This window comes from Serratia sp. JSRIV006, from assembly GCF_019968685.1.
In the GTDB taxonomy this organism is placed as follows: Bacteria; Pseudomonadota; Gammaproteobacteria; order Enterobacterales; family Enterobacteriaceae; genus Chania; species Chania fonticola_B.
This window is the reverse complement of sequence record NZ_CP074137.1, coordinates 2,080,785-2,104,841: the sequence shown is the minus strand read 5'-3', so window position 1 is coordinate 2,104,841 and position 24,057 is coordinate 2,080,785. Positions and strand designations below refer to the sequence as shown.

Annotated in this window: 17 protein-coding genes; 10 read left to right on the top strand and 7 right to left on the bottom strand. The window is 56.4% G+C overall.

What is annotated here, in order from left to right:
- Positions 1–105: 105 nt before the first annotated feature.
- Positions 106–3,573 (bottom strand): DNA translocase FtsK 4TM domain-containing protein, encoded by a 3,468-nt coding sequence (locus KGP16_RS09725; protein ID WP_223501250.1) that lies wholly within the window; start codon positions 3,571–3,573, stop codon positions 106–108.
- A gap of 120 nt (positions 3,574–3,693) precedes the next feature.
- Positions 3,694–4,188: a leucine-responsive transcriptional regulator Lrp gene (lrp, locus tag KGP16_RS09720; RefSeq protein ID WP_021804943.1), complete on the bottom strand. Its 495-nt coding sequence runs from the start codon at positions 4,186–4,188 to the stop codon at positions 3,694–3,696.
- A 697-nt stretch (positions 4,189–4,885) separates the two neighbouring features.
- Here lrp and trxB point away from each other — a divergent pair.
- The 5 genes from trxB (at position 4,886) to infA (ending at position 10,701) form a co-directional block, all read left to right on the top strand.
- Positions 4,886–5,857, top strand: coding sequence for a thioredoxin-disulfide reductase (gene trxB, locus KGP16_RS09715; protein WP_024529869.1), 972 nt, complete (start codon positions 4,886–4,888; stop codon positions 5,855–5,857).
- A 257-nt stretch (positions 5,858–6,114) separates the two neighbouring features.
- Positions 6,115–7,881 carry a cysteine/glutathione ABC transporter permease/ATP-binding protein CydD gene (gene cydD, locus KGP16_RS09710; RefSeq protein WP_021804946.1) on the top strand — a complete coding sequence of 589 codons (1,767 nt, stop codon included), beginning with the start codon at positions 6,115–6,117 and terminating at the stop codon, positions 7,879–7,881.
- A gap of 2 nt (positions 7,882–7,883) precedes the next feature.
- Positions 7,884–9,620: a cysteine/glutathione ABC transporter ATP-binding protein/permease CydC gene (cydC, locus tag KGP16_RS09705; protein ID WP_223501249.1), complete on the top strand. Its 1,737-nt coding sequence runs from the start codon at positions 7,884–7,886 to the stop codon at positions 9,618–9,620.
- A 30-nt stretch (positions 9,621–9,650) separates the two neighbouring features.
- A complete protein-coding gene (aat, locus tag KGP16_RS09700; protein ID WP_223501248.1) occupies positions 9,651–10,376 on the top strand; it encodes a leucyl/phenylalanyl-tRNA--protein transferase in 726 nt (241 codons plus the stop codon).
- 106 nt (positions 10,377–10,482) lie between these two features.
- On the top strand, positions 10,483–10,701 hold the full coding sequence (infA, locus tag KGP16_RS09695; RefSeq protein WP_002211347.1) for a translation initiation factor IF-1: 219 nt from the start codon (positions 10,483–10,485) through the stop codon (positions 10,699–10,701).
- A 244-nt stretch (positions 10,702–10,945) separates the two neighbouring features.
- On the opposite strand, the gene clpA is transcribed toward infA, so the two are convergent.
- Both clpA and clpS read right to left on the bottom strand, forming a co-directional pair.
- Positions 10,946–13,225 (bottom strand): ATP-dependent Clp protease ATP-binding subunit ClpA, encoded by a 2,280-nt coding sequence (gene clpA / locus KGP16_RS09690; RefSeq protein ID WP_024529873.1) that lies wholly within the window; start codon positions 13,223–13,225, stop codon positions 10,946–10,948.
- A 26-nt stretch (positions 13,226–13,251) separates the two neighbouring features.
- Positions 13,252–13,572, bottom strand: coding sequence for an ATP-dependent Clp protease adapter ClpS (gene clpS, locus KGP16_RS09685; protein WP_021804950.1), 321 nt, complete (start codon positions 13,570–13,572; stop codon positions 13,252–13,254).
- Between the two features lie 344 nt (positions 13,573–13,916).
- Here clpS and cspD point away from each other — a divergent pair, with 344 nt between their 5' ends.
- Positions 13,917–14,138 carry a cold shock-like protein CspD gene (cspD, locus tag KGP16_RS09680; protein ID WP_021804952.1) on the top strand — a complete coding sequence of 74 codons (222 nt, stop codon included), beginning with the start codon at positions 13,917–13,919 and terminating at the stop codon, positions 14,136–14,138.
- Between the two features lie 76 nt (positions 14,139–14,214).
- On the opposite strand, the gene macB is transcribed toward cspD, so the two are convergent.
- Both macB and macA read right to left on the bottom strand, forming a co-directional pair.
- Positions 14,215–16,161 (bottom strand): macrolide ABC transporter ATP-binding protein/permease MacB, encoded by a 1,947-nt coding sequence (gene macB / locus KGP16_RS09675; protein WP_218519533.1) that lies wholly within the window; start codon positions 16,159–16,161, stop codon positions 14,215–14,217.
- Positions 16,161–17,276 (bottom strand): macrolide transporter subunit MacA, encoded by a 1,116-nt coding sequence (gene macA, locus KGP16_RS09670; protein ID WP_024486524.1) that lies wholly within the window; start codon positions 17,274–17,276, stop codon positions 16,161–16,163. The genes macB and macA overlap by 1 nt, the downstream gene beginning before the upstream one ends.
- A gap of 196 nt (positions 17,277–17,472) precedes the next feature.
- Here macA and KGP16_RS09665 point away from each other — a divergent pair, with 196 nt between their 5' ends.
- Positions 17,473–18,414 carry a VirK/YbjX family protein gene (locus KGP16_RS09665; RefSeq protein WP_059200377.1) on the top strand — a complete coding sequence of 314 codons (942 nt, stop codon included), beginning with the start codon at positions 17,473–17,475 and terminating at the stop codon, positions 18,412–18,414.
- Here KGP16_RS09665 and KGP16_RS09660 read toward each other — a convergent pair.
- A complete protein-coding gene (locus KGP16_RS09660; RefSeq protein WP_021804956.1) occupies positions 18,411–20,066 on the bottom strand; it encodes an ATP-dependent endonuclease in 1,656 nt (551 codons plus the stop codon). The two genes, KGP16_RS09665 and KGP16_RS09660, sit on opposite strands and share 4 nt — an antisense overlap.
- Before the next feature lie 179 nt (positions 20,067–20,245).
- Between KGP16_RS09660 and KGP16_RS09655 the strand changes: the two genes are divergently transcribed.
- The 3 genes from KGP16_RS09655 (at position 20,246) to hcr (ending at position 24,031) form a co-directional block, all read left to right on the top strand.
- Positions 20,246–21,142 (top strand): lysine exporter LysO family protein, encoded by an 897-nt coding sequence (locus KGP16_RS09655; protein WP_059200376.1) that lies wholly within the window; start codon positions 20,246–20,248, stop codon positions 21,140–21,142.
- A gap of 179 nt (positions 21,143–21,321) precedes the next feature.
- Positions 21,322–22,971 (top strand): hydroxylamine reductase, encoded by a 1,650-nt coding sequence (hcp, locus tag KGP16_RS09650; protein WP_209522306.1) that lies wholly within the window; start codon positions 21,322–21,324, stop codon positions 22,969–22,971.
- A gap of 55 nt (positions 22,972–23,026) precedes the next feature.
- Positions 23,027–24,031 (top strand): NADH oxidoreductase, encoded by a 1,005-nt coding sequence (gene hcr / locus KGP16_RS09645; RefSeq protein WP_223501247.1) that lies wholly within the window; start codon positions 23,027–23,029, stop codon positions 24,029–24,031.
- The last annotated feature ends 26 nt before the right edge of the window (positions 24,032–24,057 follow it).

Sequence of the window (24,057 nt, the reverse complement as noted above, 5' to 3'; positions counted from 1 at the left end):
TCGGCCGACAGCCAGAGCACGATTCCGATAAAGCAGGGGTTTACGCTTCTTTGCACAAGGGCCGCAAAGCGGCCCTTTTATGATGGTTACAGCGCCTGATGGCAATCAATCATGCCGTGGCGGGGCAAGCACCTCACGGTTACCGTTATGCCCCTGCTCGCTGACAATGCCCTGCGCTTCCATCTGTTCAATGATACGCGCGGCGCGGTTGTAGCCGATGCGGAACTGACGCTGTACACCGGAAATCGAGGCGCGGCGTTTATCCACCACAAACTCGACCGCCTGATCGAACAGCGGATCCAGCTCTTCGTCACCGTCCAGACCACCGCCTGCGCCACCCTCACCGTCTTCACCGGCGCTGAGAATACCCTCTTTATACTGCGGCCGCTCACGCGCTTTCCAGTCTTTGACCACGGCATGAACTTCCTGATCGCGGACAAACGCCCCGTGCACACGCACCGGTATTGAAGAGTTCGGTGCCAGATACAGCATGTCACCCATCCCCAGCAAGGATTCCGCTCCGCCCTGATCGAGAATGGTGCGGGAGTCGATCTTGCTCGATACGGTAAAGGCGATACGCGTCGGGATGTTGGCCTTGATCAAACCGGTGATCACATCCACCGAAGGACGCTGGGTTGCCAGCACCAGGTGGATCCCCGCAGCACGCGCTTTCTGTGCCAGACGAGCGATCAGCTCTTCAACCTTTTTGCCCACCGTCATGATCAGATCGGCAAATTCATCCACCATCACCACGATGTACGGCTCTTTTTCCAACACCGGCGGCGTGATATCCATGCTGTCGCTTGGCTTCCAGAACGGATCCGGGATTGGCCGCCCCATCGCCTCGGCCTGATCGACCCGCTCGTTGTAGCCTGCCAGGTTACGAACCCCCAGGGCAGACATCAGCTTATAGCGGCGCTCCATCTCGGCCACGCACCAACGCAATGCATTGGCGGCGTCTTTCATGTCGGTAACCACATCGGTCAGCAGGTGTGGGATGCCTTCGTAGACCGACAGTTCCAGCATTTTCGGGTCGATCATGATAAAGCGCACTTCTTTCGGCGTGGCCTTATACAGGATACTGAGGATCATGGCGTTGACCCCAACCGACTTACCGGAACCGGTGGTACCGGCCACCAGCAGATGCGGCATTTTACCCAGATCGGCGACCACTGGCTGACCCGCGATATCTTTACCCAATACGATCGCCAGAGGCGATGGGTTGTCGCGGAAGGCTGGGCAATCCAGCACTTCGCGCAGATACACGGTTTGCCGTTTGACGTTCGGCAGTTCCAGGCCGACGTATGGCTTACCCGGGATCACTTCCACCACACGCACGGCGGAAGTTGACAATGAGCGGGCCAGATCGCGCGACAGGTTGGAGATACGCGCGGCCTTGACGCCAGGAGCCAAATCCAGTTCGAAGCGGGTAATGACCGGGCCAGGCAGAATATCGACCACGTCGGCCTTGACGCGGTAATCCGCCAGGCTGGCTTCCACCAGCCGCGCTTTCTGTTCCAGCGCAAAGGTATCGACCGGTTCGACCTCTTTCGGGGCCTCGGTCAACAGATCCAGCGTTGGCAGTGGCGTAGTCGGTTTCTGCAGCGGCATATCATTACGCATCAGGAATGGATGGATCAGGCTGTCCATCGCTGGTGCTGGCGGTTGCTGCTGAACGGGTGGCTGATAAGTCTGTTGCGGCTGGTAACCAGGCGCAGGGTTAGTTTGCGGACGCGGCGCCTGATAAGCGGGCACCTCAGGCTCAAACTGCCCGAACGGCACATCGTCTTCCAACTCGCTTTCCAGCTCGATGCTATCTTCAAGCTGTGGCGACAAGGTAAACAGCGGCTCGGTTGGGCCGTCATCCACCAGATCCGCCATCGGTGAGAAACTGTAGGCCTGGCGGGTATCCACCGGGCGAGTTACCGGAGCCGGTTCTGGTTGAGGCTGCGGTTCTTCTACGCCATAGCGAGCCTGTTGCTGCGCGGCAAATGCCTGACCGAGTTCGGCCTCACGCTGCGCATCTTCGTCATCTTGTTGTTCTTGCGAATACTCTTCGCCATAGCGCTGGCTTTGCTGTTCGGCAAAGGCTTGACGCAATGCAGCTTCTTGCAGGACTTCATCTTCTTCCTGCGGGTTGCTGAACGGTTCTGGCTGAGGTTCATCCCCACGGTTGCGCTGCTCCTGCTCCGCGATCCGCTGCGAAGGCAGCTTGATGCCGTAGGAGGCCAGCTCACGCCGGGTTGGAATACGCACCGGATTTGGCCGTGGCAGTTCCGGGCCGATGCCCTGCTTGATCTGCGAGCTCGCATCACTGGTGGCTGTAAACGCAGGCATGAAGGTGTTGTTCACCGCGCCAGCGGTTGCTGTGGCTGCGGCAACCGCCGCTGGCTTCACTACCTCTCTGGCGCTGAAACCCGTTGAGCCAATAACATCGTCGCTATCCCGCTGAGCCGCAGAGAAATCAAACGGTGACGGCTCTGGTTTTGGCGTAACGGGGGTCTGCCAGTCACCCAGGCGCGGCTCATGTTCCTCACGATAAGGCTCAGTTACGCGCGTCGTTCTCGGTGCCGGTGTCTCTTCAGGCAGTTCAAACGAATACAGCGGCGGCGTGTCTTGTGGCTGCGCAGGGGTTAATGGATGCTGATTGATGGAAGCAGGCGCTGTCGGGGCAACGGTGACCGGAGCCTGAACGGCCGCTTTCGGCATTACCGGGATATCAGTAACGACCGGCGCTGGCTCGGCAAGCGGGAGGTCATCATCGCTGGCACGCAACCCACTTAATAAAGGATCTGCGGCATCTTGCGCTGCTTCTTCGGCGGTTTCGGTCACGGAAGAGGCAGAGAACAACGCGTCGTCCTCATCTACTGCCATAGCAGCAGGTGCCACAGGTTGGCCGCTTTCTTCGCGATCGTCGAACACGACATCGTCATCGTCGTGATAGCGGTCTTCACGGCGTGAACGGTTAGTCATAAAGGTAGCGGCGCCCAGCACGACACCACCAATTTTTTCCGCAATCACCAGCCATGACCAACCGGTGAACAGCGTCAGCCCCACTGCCCAAATGCCGAGCAGCGCCAAAGTGGCGCCAATGCCGTTAAACCACGGCAACATGGCATTGCTTAGCAGGCTGCCAATCACCCCGCCGGAAGCGAAGTAATAGAGATCGTCAACGTTCAACGCCGCCAGGCCACACGAGGTGAGCACCAGCGCCAATGTGCCGATCAAACGTAACGAGAGCCCAAAGAAATCGACGTAATCGCCGTTATCGCGCCGACGGTAACCAGACAGGCACAACACCAGCATAATCGGTGGGATCGCATAGGCAAGGACCCCAAAGGTGAAGAACAACGTGTCGGCCAACCATGCGCCTACCCCGCCGCCCAGATTGTGGATAGGCTCATGCCAGGCAGTTTGCGACCAACTAGGATCGGAAGGATTGAAACTGACCAATGCAGCCATAAGGTAAACGGCAAAAATTGCCACCACGATCAACACAGCCTCGAGCAAACGTCGCCCACTGCTGAGTTTTTTCAGGGTAACTTCTTTATCTTCTGTGTATTCCTGGCTCAAGAAAGGCACTCCAGGTTCCTGTTGACGGATAGAGTAACGGCGCCGAGAAGTTTCCCCGGCGCCAAAACTGTATGAATAAACAGGAGTGTAACGAATTTAATCAGGTTTTGCACCTGCACCTTACCGTGTTTTGATAACCAGACGGTTACTCTGTTTGACTTCTTCCATCACGACGTAAGTACGGGTGTCATTCACCCCCGGTAAACGCAACAGAGTTTCGCCCAACAGCTTACGATAAGCTGACATATCTGGTACACGGGTTTTCAACAGATAGTCGAAATCACCGGAAACCAGATGACACTCCTGAATTTCTTCAAGTTTTTGTACCGCAGAGTTGAATTGCTCAAACACATCCGGCGCACCACGGTTCAACGTGATTTCCACGAAGACCAGCAGGGAAGCGTCCAGATAATGCGGGTTAAGCAATGCGGTATACCCATGAATGAAGCCTTGACGCTCAAGACGGCGCACACGCTCCAAACAAGGGGTTGGGGATAACCCCACGCGCTTTGAAAGTTCGACGTTCGAAATGCGCCCATCCTTCTGCAACTCATTAAGGATGTTGCGATCGATACGGTCGAGATCTTTACCCGGGCGTTTTTTAGTATCTACCATTATTATTGTCTCTCTTATGTTCTTCCCTGCACTTGCCACACCCTAGCCAACGTCAATGTGCAAGGATTTGTTCCAAGCGAAGACCCGATGCCAGTGTTTAGCGGTTCATCCCCCTGAGGGAACAGGATACGTAATACCAACCGCCCTTGTGCTTCGTCACTATTTGTCACGACCATCTTCCGCCGTTGCCCAGCCTGTCTGTCACCTCTGGGCAACGAATTCAAATGATTTACGTTCAGAAATCCATCAACCCCGTCAGGGCAAACCCTCCCTCACCCGTCGCGCCCCGACAATATTCTGCCTGGGTGGCGAAAATGCCTACGATTTGCAGCTGACACGGGGTTAATTTCTTCTTCCAATGATGTTTTCGCAAATGCGCAGCGGATTGTCAAAGTAAAAGAACTAAAATCAGTAGAACGTACCGCCAGCAAAACTGAGCACCTGATTTTTTATTAGGAATTTCCCCTACCCGAAACCGGGTAGTTGCCCACATAAACCCGACAAAAAACGCATTTTTAACCCATTGCTGTACAAAATTATTGCTGCTGTTACCCCTCCCAGCCCAAGGATAAAATCGCGGCTAATAGGCGCTGATTATCAAACAAATCGGTAACAACATCCCCTGGCGCTTTTTTTACTGCCGTATTTTCCCTACAATCGGTTTCATTGTCCGCCATTGTGGGAAACGAGGTTATTCATGGGCACGGCTAAACATAGCAAATTATTGATCCTGGGCTCTGGCCCGGCTGGCTACACCGCAGCGGTTTATGCAGCACGCGCGAACCTGAACCCGGTATTGATCACCGGTATGGAGCAAGGCGGTCAGCTGACCACCACCACCGAAGTCGAGAACTGGCCAGGCGATGCCGAAGGCTTGACCGGCCCGGCGCTGATGGAGCGGATGCGTGAGCACGCAGAAAAGTTCGACACCCAGATCGTGTTTGACCATATCAACAGTGTCGATCTGCAGAACCGTCCCTTCCGCCTGTTGGGTGATAGCGGCGAATATACCTGCGATGCCTTGATTATCGCTACTGGCGCATCGGCCCGTTATTTAGGCCTACCATCGGAAGAAGCTTTCAAGGGCAAAGGGGTCTCCGCCTGTGCTACCTGCGATGGTTTCTTCTATCGCAACCAGAAGGTCGCCGTGGTCGGTGGTGGCAACACCGCCGTGGAAGAAGCGCTGTATCTGTCAAACATCGCCTCTGAAGTTCACCTGGTGCACCGCCGCGACACTTTCCGCAGCGAAAAGATCCTGATCAATCGCCTGATGGAAAAAGTGAAGAACGGCAACATCATCCTGCATACGGACTGCACGCTGGACGAAGTGTTGGGCGATCAGATGGGCGTCACCGGGATGCGCTTACGCAGCACCAAAGACGCTGAGCAAACCAAAGAGTTAGAGCTTGCCGGCGTATTTATCGCGATCGGTCACAGCCCGAACACCGCGATCTTTGGCGGGCAGCTTGAGCTGGAAAACGGCTATATCAAGGTGCAGTCCGGTATTCACGGCAACGCGACCCAGACCTCCATTCCGGGCGTATTTGCCGCAGGTGACGTCATGGATCACATTTACCGCCAGGCGATCACCTCAGCCGGAACGGGCTGTATGGCCGCACTGGATGCCGAACGCTATCTCGACGGTATCGCACAGGCCGAAGTTAAGTAAGCCCTCATCAGCAATGATAGCGAGGCGGCCTGTTGGCCGCCTTATTTCTATCCCCCGCCCCTGAAAGTTCAAAACAACCCCCTCCACGCTAAAAACGTGACTGTTGCCCAAGTGATGAAAGGGATATTTAGTTCACGTCTACCGAGTGACGAGGTAACATTAGCGTTCACTTGTCTTATTTTCCGCTGAGACAAACACTTTTTTAACAGTACGTTAACAAAGCCTGCTACAACAGGCATCGGCGACGCAGACACCTGATGAAAAAAACCAGACAGCACCAGTTAACCCGTTGGCTCAAAACACAGAGTACGTTGGCGCAGCGTTGGCTACGTTTATCCATGCTGTTAGGCCTGGCAAGCGGCATTTTGATCGTCGCCCAGGCCTGGCTGTTGGCCTCACTGCTCCATGCGCTGATTATTGAACATCAGCCCCGTGGCGAACTGGTTTCGTCGTTTATCTGGTTGGCCGCCACCTTTGCCCTTCGCGCCTTCCTGAGCTGGCTGCGCGAACGGGTTGGCTTCATCTGCGGGCAGGTCATTCGCCAGCGTATGCGTTCGCAGGTGCTGGATAAGCTGCAACAGCTTGGCCCCGCCTGGATCCAGGGCAAGCCCGCCGGGAGCTGGGCCAGCATCATCGTTGAGCAGATTGAGGATATGCAGGATTACTATTCCCGCTATCTGCCGCAAATGTATTTGGCCGTGTTTATCCCAGTGCTGATCCTGATCACCGTCTTCCCGATCAACTGGGCGGCCGGGTTTATCCTGCTGGCTACCGCCCCACTGATCCCGCTGTTTATGGCACTGGTCGGTATGGGTGCGGCCGATGCCAATCGCCGTAACTTTGTCGCGCTGGCAAGGCTCAGCGGCAATTTCCTCGATCGCCTGCGCGGCCTGGATACCCTGCGTCTGTTTAATCGCGGCCAGGCGGAAACCGATCACATTGCCAAATCCTCAGAAGATTTTCGCCAGCGCACCATGGAAGTGCTGCGTCTGGCCTTCCTCTCCTCCGCCGTGCTGGAGTTCTTCGCCTCGATTTCCATCGCCGTGGTGGCGGTCTATTTTGGCTTCTCCTACCTCGGTGAACTGGACTTTGGCAGCTATGGCATGGGCGTAACGCTGTTTGCCGGTTTTCTGGTGCTGATCCTGGCACCGGAGTTTTTCCAACCGCTGCGCGATCTGGGCGCCTTTTACCATGCCAAAGCCCAGGCCGTGGGCGCTGCCGAAGCGCTGGAAACCTTCCTGGCCGCCGAGGGCGAGCAGGTTGGCAATGGCTCTCAAACGCTAAATAGCGAAGAACCACTGACCATACGGGCACAGCAGTTGGAAATCCTCTCGCCCAATGGGGTAGTGCTTGCAGGCCCCCTTGATTTTACCTTGCCTGCCAACCGGCGCATTGCCTTAGTCGGGCTTAGCGGTGCGGGGAAAAGTTCGTTGTTGAATCTGCTGCTGGGCTTCCTGCCCTATCGTGGCTCGTTGCTGATCAACGGCATCGAACTGCGCGAGCTGGATGCGGTTAACTGGCGTCAGCAACTGGGCTGGGTGGGGCAAAACCCCCATCTGCCAGCCCAAACTCTGCGGGACAATATTCTGCTCGGCTACCCACAGGCCAGCGAAACCCAATTGCAGCAGGCCGTCGAACAGGCTTACGTCAGTGAATTCCTGCCGCATTTACCGAAGGGATTGGCAACCGATCTGGGCGATGGCGCTGCCCGCCTTTCCGTTGGGCAAGCTCAGCGTGTGGCCGTGGCGCGAGCACTGCTCAGCCCCCGCCGCTTGCTGTTACTAGATGAACCTGCGGCCAGCCTGGACGCTCACAGCGAACGTTTGGTGATGCAGGCGCTGAATGCTGCCTCCCATCAGCAGACCACGCTGTTGGTCACGCACCAGTTGGAAGATACCGAAGATTATGACCAGATTTGGGTGATGGACAGCGGCAAAATCGTGCAGCAGGGCAACTACGCCACGCTGAGCGCCCAGCCCGGTCTGTTTGCCAAACTGATTGCACACCGCAGCGGGGAGCTATAATCATGCGCGTTTTGCTGCCATTCCTGGCGTTGTATCGCCGCCACACGTTTCTGATTTTACTGGGTATCGTGCTGGCTATCGTCACCCTGCTGGCCAGTATCGGCCTGCTGGCGCTGTCCGGCTGGTTCCTGGCCGCCTCTTCGCTAGCCGGGTTGGCGGGGTTGTATACCTTCAACTACATGCTACCGGCCGCTGGCGTACGGGGCGCGGCAATCTTCCGTACCGCCGGGCGTTATGCAGAACGGGTCGTCAGCCATGACGCCACTTTCCGCGTGTTGTCCCATCTGCGGGTATTTACCTTCCGCAAGATCCTGCCGCTGTCACCGGGTGGTATTGCCCGCTTCCGTCAGGCTGAGCTGCTTAACCGCCTGGTTGCCGACGTTGATACGCTAGATCACCTCTACCTACGCGTTATCTCGCCAATGGTCAGCGCTGCGGTGGTGATTGTGGTAGTCACCTTCGGCCTCAGTTGGCTGGATGTTCCGTTAGCCCTGACGCTGGGCGGAATATTGTTATTGCTGTTGCTGGCCGTTCCGCCGGTCTTCTATCGCGCAGGTAAGCCCATCGGGGAAGAGTTGACCCTGTTACGCAGCCAGTACCGCACCGACCTGACCGCCTGGCTCCAGGGGCAGGCCGAACTGGTGGTGTTTGGTGCGCTGGACAGTTTCCGGCATAAGCTCAACGCAACCGAACAGCGCTGGCAGAGCCGTCAGTGGCAACAGGCTTCACTTGGGGGGATTGCCCAGGCGCTGATGATCCTGGCAAGTGGCCTCACCGTCACGCTATTGATGTGGCTTGCCGCTGCGGGGATCGGTGGCGATACCCAACCCGGGGCCCTGATTGCCCTGTTTGCTTTTGCCGCCCTGGCCTCTTTTGAAGCCATGATGCCCGTCGCCGCCGCGTTCCAACATCTGGGCCAGGTGATCGCTTCGGCGACCCGGGTCAAGCAGATCATCGATCAGCAACCGGAAGTCACCTTCCCTGCCAGTGGCCCAGCTTCACAGCCGGGCGCAGAACTGCAACTGAGCGAGGTGTCTTTCACCTATCCCGACCAGCCGCTGCCGGTGTTGAACAACGTGACGCTGAACATCGCCGCTGGAGAGCACATTGCGCTGTTGGGCCGTACCGGCTGTGGTAAATCGACCCTATTGCAATTGCTGACCCGCGCCTGGAATGCCGACGGCGGCCAAATTCTGCTCAACAGCCAACCATTGGCCAGCTATGATGAAGCTACGCTGCGCGCCATGACTACGGTAGTGAGCCAGCGGGTGCATATCTTCAGCAGCACGCTGCGTGAAAACCTGCGTATCGCCGCACCTGCGGCCAGCGATGAGGACTTAAACCTCGCACTGCAACAAGTTGGTCTGGATAAGCTGCTGGAAAATGAGGGGCTGAATGCCTGGCTGGGTGAAGGTGGCCGCCAGCTTTCCGGCGGTGAGCAACGCCGTCTGGGCATTGCCCGTGCCCTGCTGCATCAAGCCCCGCTATTGCTGCTTGATGAGCCAACCGAAGGGCTGGATGCCGAAACCGAACAACAGATCCTGGCCCTGCTCCGCCAGCATTGTCGCGGCAAGACATTAATTCTGGTGACTCACAGACTCTATGGGCTGGAGCATTTCGATCGCATCTGCGTGATGGACGGTGGCAGTATCGTGGAACAAGGCAGCCACGCGGCGCTAATGCGCCAGCCTGGCCGTTACGCCCAATTCCACCAACGTATCAGTAATCTATCGCTGTAGAACCGCCTGTGGGCGACGCTAAGAGGTTTTATGCGCATTGTTAAGCTGTCATCGCAGTCTGTAGCGTTTCCCTCACCAGAGGCCGCCCTGCACGATCCTAACGGACTGCTGGCCATCGGTGGCGATTTGACGCCTGCGCGGCTGCTGGCAGCCTATGAGCGCGGGATCTTCCCCTGGTATTCGCCTGGGGAAGCCATCCTATGGTGGTCACCGGACCCTCGGGCGGTGCTGTTCCCAACGGATTACCATGTCAGCCGCAGCTTCAAGCGATTCCTGCGCAACCCGCCGTTCCGCATTACCCTCAATCATGATTTTGCCGCCGTGATCGCCGCCTGTGCATACCGCCCCGATGAAGGCACCTGGATCGGCGAGGAGGTACAGCGTGCCTATTTACAACTGCATCACCTTGGGCACGCCCATTCCATTGAGGTGTGGCAGGGGGAAGAGCTGGTCGGCGGCCTGTACGGTATCGCCCAGGGAGCGCTGTTCTGCGGTGAATCGATGTTTAGCCGCACCACCAACGCATCAAAGTGTGCTTTATGGGCGTTTTGCCGCCATTTTGCCGCTTATGGAGGAGAATTGGTTGACTGTCAGGTGCTTAACGCTCACACTGCCCGGCTTGGAGCGAGAGAAATTCCCCGCCGCCAATTTTTGCAGCAGTTGAGCAACCTTCAGCGCAGGGTGTTAGCGCCGGAATGCTGGACAGCGCAAGTCATACCCCCACAGCTGGTTGAACTGCCCTCCCAAACTGACTAATTTTGTGGAATCGGTGCATTGTTCACCGACACTCCTTTACATAATGTGGGTTTTTCGGCATTATCTTGCCGGTTAAAAACTAAGGTAGTTACACCTAGAGGATTCGATGGCCAAAGAAGACAATATTGAAATGCAGGGCACCGTTCTTGATACGCTGCCGAACACCATGTTCCGTGTTGAATTGGAAAACGGGCACGTGGTTACCGCTCATATCTCCGGTAAAATGCGCAAAAACTATATCCGCATCCTGACGGGTGACAAAGTCACTGTAGAGCTGACCCCGTACGACCTGAGCAAAGGCCGCATTGTCTTCCGTAGCCGTTAATCGGCTCACCCGTCGCCAGCCACTGGCGACACCGAGGATGTGATCCCTCAAAAGAGCCCTTTCCGTTTACCCCCGCAGCAACGTTCTCCACCGAGTTGTGTTGGCGCAGGTAAACTGAGAGGGCTCACTCATTTTGTTGGAGGCGAACCTGTTCGCCCCGACCTGGTTCAATTTCGTAGTCCGTGAAATTCACGTATAAAAAAAGCGATGCCAAGGCATCGCTTTTTCGTTACCAGCCTACCGCTTAGTGCACCGCACCTTCATCCGCTTTACGCTTCTGCGCGCTGAGGAAGTGGTAAGTCAGCTGTTTCTTGTCTGCGTCCAGCTCGACTTTCACCGAGCCGCCGTCCACCAGTGAGCCAAACAGCAGTTCGTTGGCCAGCGGTTTTTTCAGGCTTTCCTGCATCACACGCGCCATTGGACGAGCGCCCATAGCACGGTCATAGCCTTTCACAGACAGCCAGTCGCGCGCTTCGTCGCTCACTTCCATCGACACGCCTTTCGCATCCAGTTGCGCCTGCAGTTCGACGATAAACTTGTCGACCACCTGCTGGATCACCGCAGGAGACAGATGGTTGAACCAGATGACGTTGTCCAGACGGTTACGGAATTCTGGCGTAAACACCTTCTTGATCTCGTCCATCGCGTCGATGCTGTTGTCCTGTTCGATCAGGCCAATCGATTTGCGTTCGGTTTCACGTACCCCGGCGTTGGTGGTCATCACCAGGATCACGTTACGGAAGTCTGCTTTACGGCCGTTGTTATCGGTCAGCGTCCCGTTGTCCATCACCTGCAACAGCAGGTTGAACACGTCCGGGTGCGCTTTCTCGATTTCATCCAGCAGGACCACCGCGTGCGGATGTTTGATCACCGCATCGGTCAGCAGGCCACCCTGGTCGTAACCGACGTAGCCCGGAGGTGCGCCAATCAGACGGCTGACGGTATGACGTTCCATATATTCGGACATATCAAACCGCAACAATTCGATATCCAGCGCCTTCGCCAGCTGCACGGTAACCTCGGTTTTCCCTACCCCGGTCGGCCCGGCAAACAGGAAGGACCCCACCGGCTTGCGATCCTGGCCCAGACCGGCACGGCTCATCTTGATCGCTTCGGTCAGCGCCTCGATGGCCGGATCCTGGCCAAACACCAGCATTTTCAGGCGGTCGCTCAGGCTTCTCAGCACGTCGCGATCGCTGGCAGAGACGGTCTTTTCCGGGATACGCGCAATACGTGCGACCACGGATTCAATATCCGCCACGTTGACCGTTTTCTTACGCTTGTTCACCGGCAGCAACCGGCTACGCGCACCAGCCTCATCGATCACGTCGATTGCCTTGTCCGGCAGATGACGGTCGTTGATGTATTTCACCGACAGCTCTACCGCAGCACGAACCGCTTTAGCGGTGTAACGCACATCATGGTGCGCTTCATACTTGGTTTTCAGACCATTGATGATCTGAATGGTCTCTTCCGGCGTCGGCTCGGTAATGTCTATTTTCTGGAAGCGACGCGCCAGCGCACGGTCTTTTTCGAAAATATTGCTGAACTCCTGATAGGTGGTGGAACCAATCACCCGGATCTTGCCGCTCGACAGCAGCGGTTTGATCAGGTTGGCGGCATCCACTTGCCCACCGGAAGCCGCACCGGCACCGATGATGGTGTGAATTTCGTCGATAAACAGGATGCTGTTCTTATCCTGCTCCAGCTGTTTGAGCAGCGCCTTGAAGCGCTTCTCGAAATCGCCACGGTATTTGGTGCCCGCCAGCAATGAGCCAATATCCAGCGAATAGAGGGTGCAGTCTGCCATCACCTCTGGCACGTCGCCCTGCACGATCCGCCAGGCCAGCCCTTCGGCAATGGCGGTTTTACCTACGCCGGATTCCCCCACCAGCAGCGGGTTGTTTTTACGGCGGCGGCACAGCACCTGAATGGCGCGCTCCAGTTCACGGTCACGGCCAATCAGCGGATCGATACCGCCGACGCGGGCCAGTTGGTTGAGGTTGGTGGTGAAGTTTTCCATACGGTCTTCCCCTCCAGGCTGCTCTTCGTTTACCGGGTTTTCCGCATTAGGTGCCTGGCCCGGCTCATCTTTACGTGTACCATGTGAAATGAAGTTCACCACGTCCAGACGGCTGACGTCGTGTTTACGCAGCAGGTATGCCGCCTGGGACTCCTGTTCGCTGAAGATCGCCACCAACACGTTGGCACCGCTCACTTCGCTCCGGCCGGAGGACTGCACGTGGAATACCGCACGCTGCAGTACACGCTGGAAGCTGAGCGTCGGCTGAGTGTCGCGCTCCTCTTCGCTGGTGGGCAGCGTTGGTGTGGTTTGTTCGATAAAGGCTTCCAGCTCCTGGCGTAACGCGGCCAGATCCACCGTACAAGCCTCGAGCGCTTCGCGCGCGGCAGGGTTGCTGAGTAACGCCAGCAACAGGTGCTCCACGGTCATAAACTCATGTCTGTGCTCGCGCGCTCTGGCGAAAGCCATGTTGAGACTGAGTTCCAATTCTTGATTGAGCATAGGCACCTCCCCAATAGATTGCCTTTTCAGGCTTTTTCCAGCGTACAGAGCAACGGATGCTCATTCTCCCTTGCGTAACGGTTCACATGGACCACCTTGGTTTCCGCGACCTCAGCGGTGAAAACACCGCAGATCGCCTTGCCTTGATAGTGGACCGTGAGCATCAGTTGCGTTGCACGTTCAATATCATAAGAAAAGAACTTTTGCAGAACGTCAATCACAAATTCCATCGGTGTGTAATCGTCGTTGTTAAGTATAACTTTATACATTGACGGCGGTTTTACCGCATCGATTTGTTTTTCTTCGGCCAAGTGTTCAATATTTAGCCAATCGTTGCTATTGCCCATTGCTGCTCATCTTCTCTGCCATGCCTCAGTATATGGGGCCATGTTCGGGTTATTCAAACGGGAGTATCAAGACTATTTTACCATCTTCGCGGTTAACGTGCCGCAGCACAACGCGATTAATCACCCTTATCGCGGCCACAATTTGTTACCAAACCATGTCAATAGCGTTAACTACTTCAAACTTTGGTGAACTGCCCGACGCGGTCATTGGCCGATCCCTTGACGTGTTGATCATTTGCTCTAGAGTGTAATTTTGTGAGTTGTTGGTCTTTTGACCAGTTGGTACTCACCTGGATCAGTTATTCATCTCATTTTAAAAATAGCATTGCGAGGGATGTAGCAACATGGAGACGGGTACTGTTAAATGGTTCAATAACGCCAAAGGGTTCGGCTTTATCTGCCCGGAAGGCGGCGGTGAAGATATCTTCGCGCATTATTCAACAATTAAAATGGATGGCTACCGAACGTTGAAAGCGGGCCAACAGGTCAGGTTCGACGTACATCAAGGGCCGAAAGGGAACCACGCGAGCCTGATTATGCCGCTGGAAAGCGAGGCAATGGCCTAAACGCTCCCCTTCAGCCACTTCTGCACTGTCAACTCAAAATGCCAGCCGCCATACGGCTGGCATTTTATTTTTGCCGTTACTCGCGCGCCAAGGCGTCAATCGGATTCAAGCGAGCAGCACTGCGTGCCGGCAGATAGCCGAACACCACGCCAATACCGGTTGAACACAAGAACGCACTTAGCAAGGCGACCGGCGGGAAGCTGATCTGCCAGCCCGGCATCACCAATTGCACCAGCAGGCCAATCGCGAACGACAGCGCGATCCCCAGCGCGCCCCCCACCAGGCAGACCAGCACCGCCTCGATCAGGAACTGTTGCAGGACATCGCCAGAGCGCGCCCCCACCGCCATGCGAATGCCGATTTCACGCGTCCTTTCCGTTACCGAGACCAGCATGATATTCATCACCCCAATCCCGCCAACCACCAGCGAAATCACCGCCACCAGGGTCAGGAACAGTTGCAGCGTGCGGGTGGTTTTCTCCGCGGTTTGCACCAGGCTGTCCATGTTGTAGGTGAAGAAGTCTTTCTTGCCGTGGCGCAGCGTCAGCAACCGCGTCAACTGCTGTTCCGCTTCCTGGCTGTTATAGCCCTCACGGATACGCACGGTGATCGAGTCAAAATAGTCATTGCCCATCAGGCGATTGGCCATCGTGCTATAGGGCACCCATACGCTCAGCGCCTTGCTGCTGCCGAACATCGACTGCTTTTCCTTGGCCACACCAACCACCGTGGCTGGCATATTGCCGATCAGGATCACCTCACCCACCACGTTTTTTTTATGCGGGAACAGCCGCCGCTGGGTATTGGCGTCGATCACCACCACCTGCGCCTGGGATTGCACCTGTAGGGCATCGATACCTACCCCCTGGGAAAGCGTCATGCCGTAAACTCGGAAAAATTGTTCACCGACGCCCGCGACGTTGGCAGCCACATCAATATTGCCAAACCGTAGCCGCATGCTGCTGCTGATATTCGGCGAAAGCGCACTGACATAGGGTTGTTCACGCAACGCGCTTAGATCGCCATACTTCAACGCCTGGCGGAAGCTGGGATCGTCATCACCAAAGTCTTTGCCGGGATAGATGTCCACGGTGTTGGTGCCAATGGATTTGATGTCTGCCAGGATCATCTGCTTGGCCGCGTCGCCGATCACCAGGATCGAGACCACCGAGGCAATGCCGATGATGATCCCCAACATGGTTAACGCCGTGCGCATCTTGTTGGCTGCCATAGCACGCCAAGCCATCACCAACGCCTCACGGAAACGGCCAGCTACCTGCTGCCAGGAAGGCGCTGGCGCAGCCATATCCAGCATTTTGGCCTGCAGGTTACCCTGCGCCTGTGGCCGAGAGTCGGCGATGATTTCGCCGTCGCGGATTTCGATAATCCGCTCTGCCTGCTGTGCTACCGCCGGATCGTGCGTGACGATAATCACCGTGTGCCCCTGCTCGCGCAGTTGCTTGAGGATCGTCATCACCTCTTCACCGGAATGGCTGTCGAGCGCACCGGTCGGTTCATCCGCCAGGATCACCTGACCACCGTTCATCAAAGCCCGCGCAATACTGACACGCTGCTGCTGCCCCCCCGAAAGCTGGCTTGGCCGGTAGGTTATACGTTCCCCCAGCCCCAGACGTTGCAACAAGGCCGCCGCCCTTTCGCGCCGTGCTGCCTTGCCCAGCCCGGCATAAACCGCAGGCACCTCCACGTTATGCGCCGCACTCAGATGGGGTAGCAGATGATAGCGCTGGAAGATAAAGCCAAAGTGCTCGCGCCGTAGCTGGGCCAGCGCATCGCCATCAAGCGTTGCCACATCCTGCCCGGCCACACGGTAAGTCCCGGCGCTGGGCTTGTCCAGGCAGCCGAGAATGTTCATCAGCGTCGATTTACCGGAGCCAGAAGCCCCCATAATCGCCACCATCTCACCAGCGTTAATGCGCAGACTGACGTTTTTCAGCACGTCTATGGTCTGGTCGCCGGAGAGGTAGCTACGCCGGATATCACTCAGTTCTAACAGTGCCGTCATCAGCTGGCCTCCGCGCCGCCGCGGCTGACAATCACTTCTTCACCGGCCTGCAACCCACTGACAATCTGCACATCCACATTGTTGCGAATGCCGATCGTAACTTCGCGCTTCTCTTCCTTGCCCTGTTTCAGTACCGAAATGTGGTAACGGTTATCGGCGATCTGATCCCCCAATGCCGCCAGCGGGATCACCAGCGCATCGCTGACGCCAGCCAGTTGAATATGCACCTGCGCGGTCATTTGCAGACGCAGCAAGCCCTGTGGGTTTGGCACTTCGAAACGCGCATAATAGAAAATGGCATTGTTGACCTTCTCTGGCGTGGGCTGAATGTCTTTCAGCTCGCCGTCAAAACGTTTGCTCGGATCGCCCAGCACGGTAAACCAGGCTTTCAACCCCGGCTTGAGGTGGATCACGTCCGCCTCGGAAACCTGGGCCTTCACCATCATGCTACTCATGTCTGCCAACGTCAGAATGTTGGGCGCTTGCTGCGCGGCGATCACCGTCTGGCCCTGCAAGGTGGTGATCTGCACCACATCACCGTCCATCGGCGCTTCGATACGGGTATAAGCGAGATTGATCTTGGCGGTATCCAGGCTGGCCTGATTTTTGGCGATCTGCGCTCTGGTGGTTTCAACCTGCGCTTTTTTTACCGCCAGCTCAGTGGTGAATTTATCCAGATCCTGGCGCGACACCGCCTGCACCTTGGCCAGTTCGCGGTTACGCTGCAAGGTCACCGCCGCAAGTTGTTGCTCTGCCAAAGCCTGTTGCAGCTGGGCTTGCAGTTGCTGCAGCGTGGCTTCGCCTTCGCGAATGCTGTTTTGTGCCTGTTCGGGATCGATAATGCCGAGCAGTTGGCCTTTTTGCACCTTATCGCCAATCTCGACCTTCAGGCTTTCCAACTGTCCGCTGACCTGAGCCCCCACATCAACCTTACGCACCGCGTCCAGTTGGCCGGTTGCCAATACGCTTTGCTCCAGATCGCGTTTAGCGACCTTGACGGTTTTAAACTCCACCGGAGCCGGATGGCTAAAGTGCCAATAAGCCACAACGGCAAGCACCACCAGAACGGCGCACACCAGCAACCCACGTTTCTTACTTTTGAATAACCACGTCAATGTTTGTTCCTACCTATTTCCTGTCATTCTCAGGCTGCCAACCATGGCAACCCAAGTAAATTAGCATGTTGCGTTTCCGATAACTAAACCAAGGCTCAACGTATTTCGAGCAAGGCAATTTTGCCGTACCGTATTGAACTTCTGTTTAGTGAAGCCTTGATGAAATAGTCATTTAGACACAGACCAGGATTTCATCATGTCTCAGCTCAGCTATCCACTCATATCGGCCAAACCGGCCAGCCAACTGATGACGGCACTGATCAACGGCGAGAAAGTGCCCAGCAATGCCTGGAAAAAAACGTCATTCCGCCTTAAGTTTCTTGGCCGTTCGCTACTGTGCTGGCCCACGACTCGCAGCCTGCTCAATACGCTGGCCGCCAACCCGCTGCTGGATGAGATTTTAAGCGCACAACCCAATCTACCCTGCAAACTACATCGCCCCTATCTGGCGAACAACATGAGCCGCATCGACCGTCTTTTTGCCCTGCGCGATCACTACGATCTGCTCTCTCAACGCATGCCGCTGAAGGTGCACCTCGGCCAACTGGGTAGCCATCCCTTTACCTTAAGCCGTGCACAGGACAAAAATGGCGAGCAGATCTGCCTGCAACTGGCCTCTCTGGACCACTTGAATAAAGAGGGTGAAACGACCCTGCTGTTGCGCAATAGCCAAGGGATCATGCTGGCTGAAATGACCTTCACCTTGATGAATTACCAGCAACAACCCACGTTATTTATCGGCGGTATGCAAGGCGCCAACTCCACGGTGCCGCACGCTGAGATCCAGAATACGACCAAAGCCTGCCACGGCCTGTTTCCAAAACGCCTGGTGTTGGAAGGCATTTGCCACCTGGCCCAACAGCTGGGGATCCGGCAGTTGATCGCGGTAGGCAACACCACCCATATTTACCAGAACTGGCGCTACCACCACAAAAAGAAAAGCCAGCTGCATGCCGATTACGATCAGTTCTGGCTTTCCATGGGCGGCAAGCAACTCGATAACGGCTATTTCCTGTTACCCGAGCGCATTGGCCGCAAGCCGATGGAAACCATCGCCAGCAAAAAACGCGCGGAATATCGCCGCCGTTACCAGTTACTGGATGAGCTTCAAGAGGGGATTAGCAAACACTTTTGTTAATCCGCCCGGCCCCGCGCCAGCCACATCACGCGGGAGAACATTTTCTTCAACAACGGTGGCACCGAGTCGGTGCCCCACGCCCCGGCCTGCATGGCCACCTCAATCGCCAGATCGGGTTTTGAAGTGTGATGCACCGCCTTGAGGATCACCTTACGCACCGGCATCTGTACCTTTAGCGGTACCGAAGCCACCCGGTGATAAACCGAGCTGAATCCCTCCCGATACATGAAATGTTCCATATCCGGCGCAGGCAGTGCGGTCAAACGATCGCGCTCGTTATCCTCGTGGTTATCCAGCATGCTGCGCACGGCATTGGCATATTTCTTCCCGGCTTCGTCGCCATCCACCAGGGCGTGCCATTCAATGCCCATGCGCCGGGCAAACTTCAGCAAGGGTTTCAGCCCGCATTGGGCAAACTCAATGACCCGCACACCTTCGGACTCGAAACGATAGCCACACTGGCGCGCCAGTTCGTTAAGCAGCCAGACCTCGGTTTCCCCTTCCACCAGCAGCCAGCAGCGGGCAAACAGCGAGGCGGGCCGGTTAAAGCGGATATGGAACGCAATGCGCCGCCCGTCCTCCGCACTTAGCCCCTTTGGCCCGAGGCGATAGGTGGCAACCCGGGCCGATTCGCGCACCAGGCGGCAAATATGCTCCACCGGCACCAGCGACACCAGCTCGCTGGAGTTGGTGGTGGTAATACGCTGCAACGGCATCTGGTTGAGCAACCCCCAGGCTACCGACAGCATGATGGGATGCAAGCGCGTTTCCGGGTCTTCTACCAGCAATAATGGCCGTGCATGGGGATCGAGTTTTACGTTTCCCTTGGCCTGCAGTAACGTAGAGAACATCCCCAGCAGGATCAGTCGCATGCTGCGGCTGTTAGGTTCGGCAATCATGCGGTTGATGCTGTCTAGCGATCGCCACGCCTGTTGTTCCGGTTGGCGACGATGGCGAGGCCCGGCAATCTGCGAACCTTGCTCGGCAAAATAGTGTTCAAGCAGTTGCTGCATCGCCGCCAGGCCCTGCCGTAGTTCGGCATTAGTCAACTTTTGCGGATTGCGCACCAGTTCGCGCGTCAGTTGATCCAACTGCTGTGCCAAGGCTTCGTTATCGGCAGGGAGACGATCGCTGAGTGAGCTGGGCCGCAGGCGGCGAATAAAGCGCGCATCACGCAGCCGCAGCACCGGATGAATACGGATCAGAGCGTGCACCAGTTGATCGATATGGTGCAGGTGCAAGGCGTTGCCCTCGGCATCAAGAAAACGCCGCCAGGTGCATACCGTGCCATCATCGTCTAATTCTCCCACACAGCAGTAGTGAATGCGGCTCAGGTTATCTTCCCCCTTCGACCAAAGCGGCGAAAGATGGCGATAGCGCGGCAGATGCGCATGGCCGGTATCCTTTTCACAAAAAGTGAAGATAATCTGCAAATGACGATCTTTGGCCGCTTCGTCGCCAGGCGGGAAGTAAAAATCTTTGGCTTCAAAGCGATACAGCGTCTGTTCGGGGGCCAGCAAAAAGGTCATGGCGTCCAGCAGGCTGGACTTGCCCCAGGCATTTTCCCCAAGTAGCACGGTATTATCATCCAGCGTCAGTGAAAGCCGGTTGATACCGCGGAATCCTACAATCTCAATACGCTCCAGGTACATCTGCTGACTCCTTTATTCGCCTGATACCTTGAGGATGAGCAATAAAGCCATTACAGGTCAAGCAGACATTACCACCGCGTGCTGCAAACCGCGTAAATCCGCCACTTTACTCCGCCGCCCATTTTGGTTAGCGTGTGGGGTTTGCCGTATTATCCCAACTTAAAGGACGCTAGTTTCACATGTATTCAGGACTGCTGATTATACTGATACCGCTGATTGTCGGTTATCTTGTCCCCTTGCGTAGCGTCACCCTGATCCGGGCCATTAACCGGCTGCTGAGCTGGATGGTGTATGTGATCCTGTTCATTATGGGGATCAGCCTGGCATTCCTGGAAAACCTCAGCAGCAACCTGATGCTGATCTTTCAGTACACCCTGGTGTTTTTTCTGTGCATTTTCTGCGCCAATCTTCTGTGGTTATCGCTGTTTGAACGCCGCCGCCCCTGGCACAGTACTCACAAGCAAGAAACATTGCCTTCACGCCTGCATATGGCGTTGGAATCCCTGAAGCTCTGTGGAGTGGTGGTGGGTGGCTTTGCCTTGGGACTCACCCAGTGGCACTGGCTGCAATTTGCTGGCCAAGGCAGTGAATATGCCCTGCTGTTTCTGTTGCTTCTGGTGGGCGCACAGTTACGCAACAGTGGGATGACGCTACGCCAGATTGCCCTCAATCGCCGTGGCATGATGGTCGCCGTGGTGGTGGCGCTCAGTTCGCTGGCGGGTGGTGCAGTGGCCGCACTGCTGCTGGGGTTGCCGCTGAAAGCCGGTTTGGCGATGGCTTCGGGTTTTGGCTGGTACTCCCTTTCCGGCATCCTGATCACCGACGCCTATGGCCCAGTGATGGGCAGCGCCGCCTTCTTCAACGATCTGGCTCGTGAGCTGGTGGCAATAATGCTGCTCCCTACGCTGGTGCGCCGTAGTCGCTCCTCTGCGTTAGGTTTATGTGGTGCCACTTCGATGGATTTCACCCTGCCGGTTCTGCAACGCAGCGGCGGGATAGAAATGGTGCCTCCCGCCATCGTGCACGGATTCTTGCTGAGCCTGTTGGCTCCAGTGTTAATCGCCCTGTTCTCCTGACGCCCACGGGCGCGGCTCGCCGCGCCTGCTGTCAAAGCGTAATAATTCCCATCCACACGCCAACTTGTTCTAAATCAAACTTTGTTAAAGTTGTATCAAAAAAGCCTTTTTAAGGTTGCGTCATCGATCTATGCTTCAAAACAAGCATTATAAATGCAACTTTAAAAAAGGAAGCGATTATGTTCTGTGTGCAATGTGAACAAACCATCCGGACACCGGCAGGTAACGGCTGCTCCTACGCTCAAGGGATGTGCGGCAAAACGGCAGAAACCTCCGACCTGCAGGATCTGTTGATAGCGGCGCTGCAAGGGCTCTCTGCCTGGGCCTTGCAGGCGCGTGCATTGGGTATTATCGATCATGATGTCGACAGTTTCTCCCCACGCGCCTTCTTCTCTACGCTGACCAACGTTAACTTCGATTCCGAACGCATTATCGGCTATGCACGTGACACCATTGCCCTGCGTGACTCGCTGGCGGTTCGCTGCCGCTTGCTCGACGCCAGCGTGCAGGTCGATCATCCGCTGGCCCAGCTGCAACTGGCCGGCAACGATATGCCTGCGCTGTTGCAACAGGCTGCGCAGTTTGCCCTCAATAAAGATAAAGCCGAGGTAGGCGACGATATCCACGGCCTGCGGATGCTGTGCCTGTATGGCCTGAAAGGGGCCGCCGCCTATATGGAGCATGCCCATGTGCTGGGCCAGTTCGACAACCAGATCTATGCCGATTACCACGCCTTCATGGCCTGGCTGGGTACCCAACCGAGCGATCTGGACACCCTGCTGAACAACTCGATGGCCATCGGCAAAATGAACTTCAGCGTGATGGCTATTCTGGATCGCGGCGAAACCGGTGCCTTTGGCGACCCACAACCGACCACGGTCAACGTGCGTCCAGTGGCAGGCAAGGCGATCCTGATCTCCGGCCACGATCTGAAAGATCTGCGCTTGCTGCTGGAACAGACCGCAGGCACCGGCATCAACGTGTATACCCACGGCGAAATGTTACCGGCCCATGGCTATCCAGAGCTGAAAAAATTCCCACACCTGGTGGGTAACTACGGCAGCGGCTGGCAAAATCAGCAGACCGAATTTGCCAAATTCCCGGGTTCGATCGTCATGACCTCCAACTGCATTATCGATCCGAACGTCGGCAACTATGGCGATCGCATCTGGACGCGTAGCATCGTTGGCTGGCCTGGTGTCAACCATCTGGAAGGGGATGATTTCAGCACCGTGATCGCTCAAGCTCAGCAGTTGGCTGGCTTCCCTTATAGCGAAATCGAACAACTGATCACCGTCGGTTTTGGCCGCCAGGTACTGCTCAGCGCCGCCGATACCGTGGTTGATCTGGTAGTACAGAAAAAACTGCGCCACGTATTTCTGGTGGGTGGCTGTGACGGCAGCCGTGACGAACGCAGCTATTTCACCGATTTTGCCCGCAGCGTGCCGCAAGATTGCCTGATCATGACGCTGGGGTGCGGTAAATACCGCTTCAACAAGCTGGACTTCGGCACGCTGGAAGGGCTACCGCGCCTGCTGGACGTTGGCCAATGTAACGATGCCTACTCCGCCGTGATGCTGGCGGTCAAACTCGCCGAGAAAGTCGGTGGCACGGTCAACGATCTGCCGCTCAGCCTGGTGCTGTCGTGGTTCGAGCAGAAAGCGATCGTCATTCTGCTGACGCTGCTGTCGCTAGGGGTGAAAAATATCGTCACCGGCCCAAGCGCCCCGGCCTTCCTGACCGACAATCTGTTGGCGGTGCTGAATGAAAAATTCGGCCTGCGTTCGGTCACCACCGTAGAGCAGGATATGCAAACCCTTCTCGGCTAAGGCCGTTGTTCCGGGGCTGCCCATCGCGGCGGCCCCGTTTGTTTTGAGGTGCCCCATGAGCCAACCCAGCCCACTTTGCCCCAACCCGATGCAGGTGCACTCGCTGCAACAGGAAACCGCCGACGTCTGGACGCTGAACCTGATCAATAACGACTTTTATCCTTATCAGCCCGGTCAGTTTGCATTGGTCAGCATTCGCGACAGTGCAGACACGCTGCGAGCCTATACCCTCTCCTCTTCGCCCGGCCTGAGTCCTTTTATCAGCATCAGTGTACGTTGCCTGGCGGATGGCGCTGGCTCACGCTGGCTGACGCAAGAGGTCAAACCGGGCCAAACGCTCTGGTTATCAGACGCCCAGGGAGAATTCAGCTGCGTGCAACACCCCAGCGATCGCTACCTGATGCTGGCTGCCGGCTGTGGCGTCACGCCGATCATGTCGATGTGCCGCTGGCTGGTGGTGAACAAGCCGCAATGCGATATCCGGGTGATCTTTAACGTCCGCACCCCGGCCGATGTGATTTTTGCCGAACAATGGCAACGGCTATACGCCGCCCATCCGCAATTGCAACTGACATTGATGGCAGAGCAGGATGCGCAGCCCGGCTTCCTGTCTGGCCGCATCAATGAGCAAGTGTTGCAACAGGCCGCGCCGGACATCAGCTCACGCACCGTGATGACTTGCGGCCCTGCCCCTTACATGCAACAGGTTGAGCAGCTTTGTCTGGCGCTCGGTGTCCCCGCTGCCAACTTCCATCAGGAACAGTTCCACACCTCGGCAGAGCTGGATGATGGGAAAAACGAACAATTAACATTGCGCATCGGTCAGCCGCTGCGTGAATTCCGCGTACCGGTCGGCAGCACCTTGCTCGCCGCTTTAGAAGCCCATAAATTACCGGTCAATGCCGCCTGCCGGGCTGGCGTTTGCGGCTCGTGCAAAACCCGTATTATCGACGGCCAATACACCACCACCAGCACCATGACGTTAACCCCGGCGGAAATCGAGCAGGGTTACGTGCTAGCCTGTAGCTGCCAGCTACAAAGTGACGTCACCCTCGCCTGAAGCTTTGCCCCATCTTCCCGATGGGG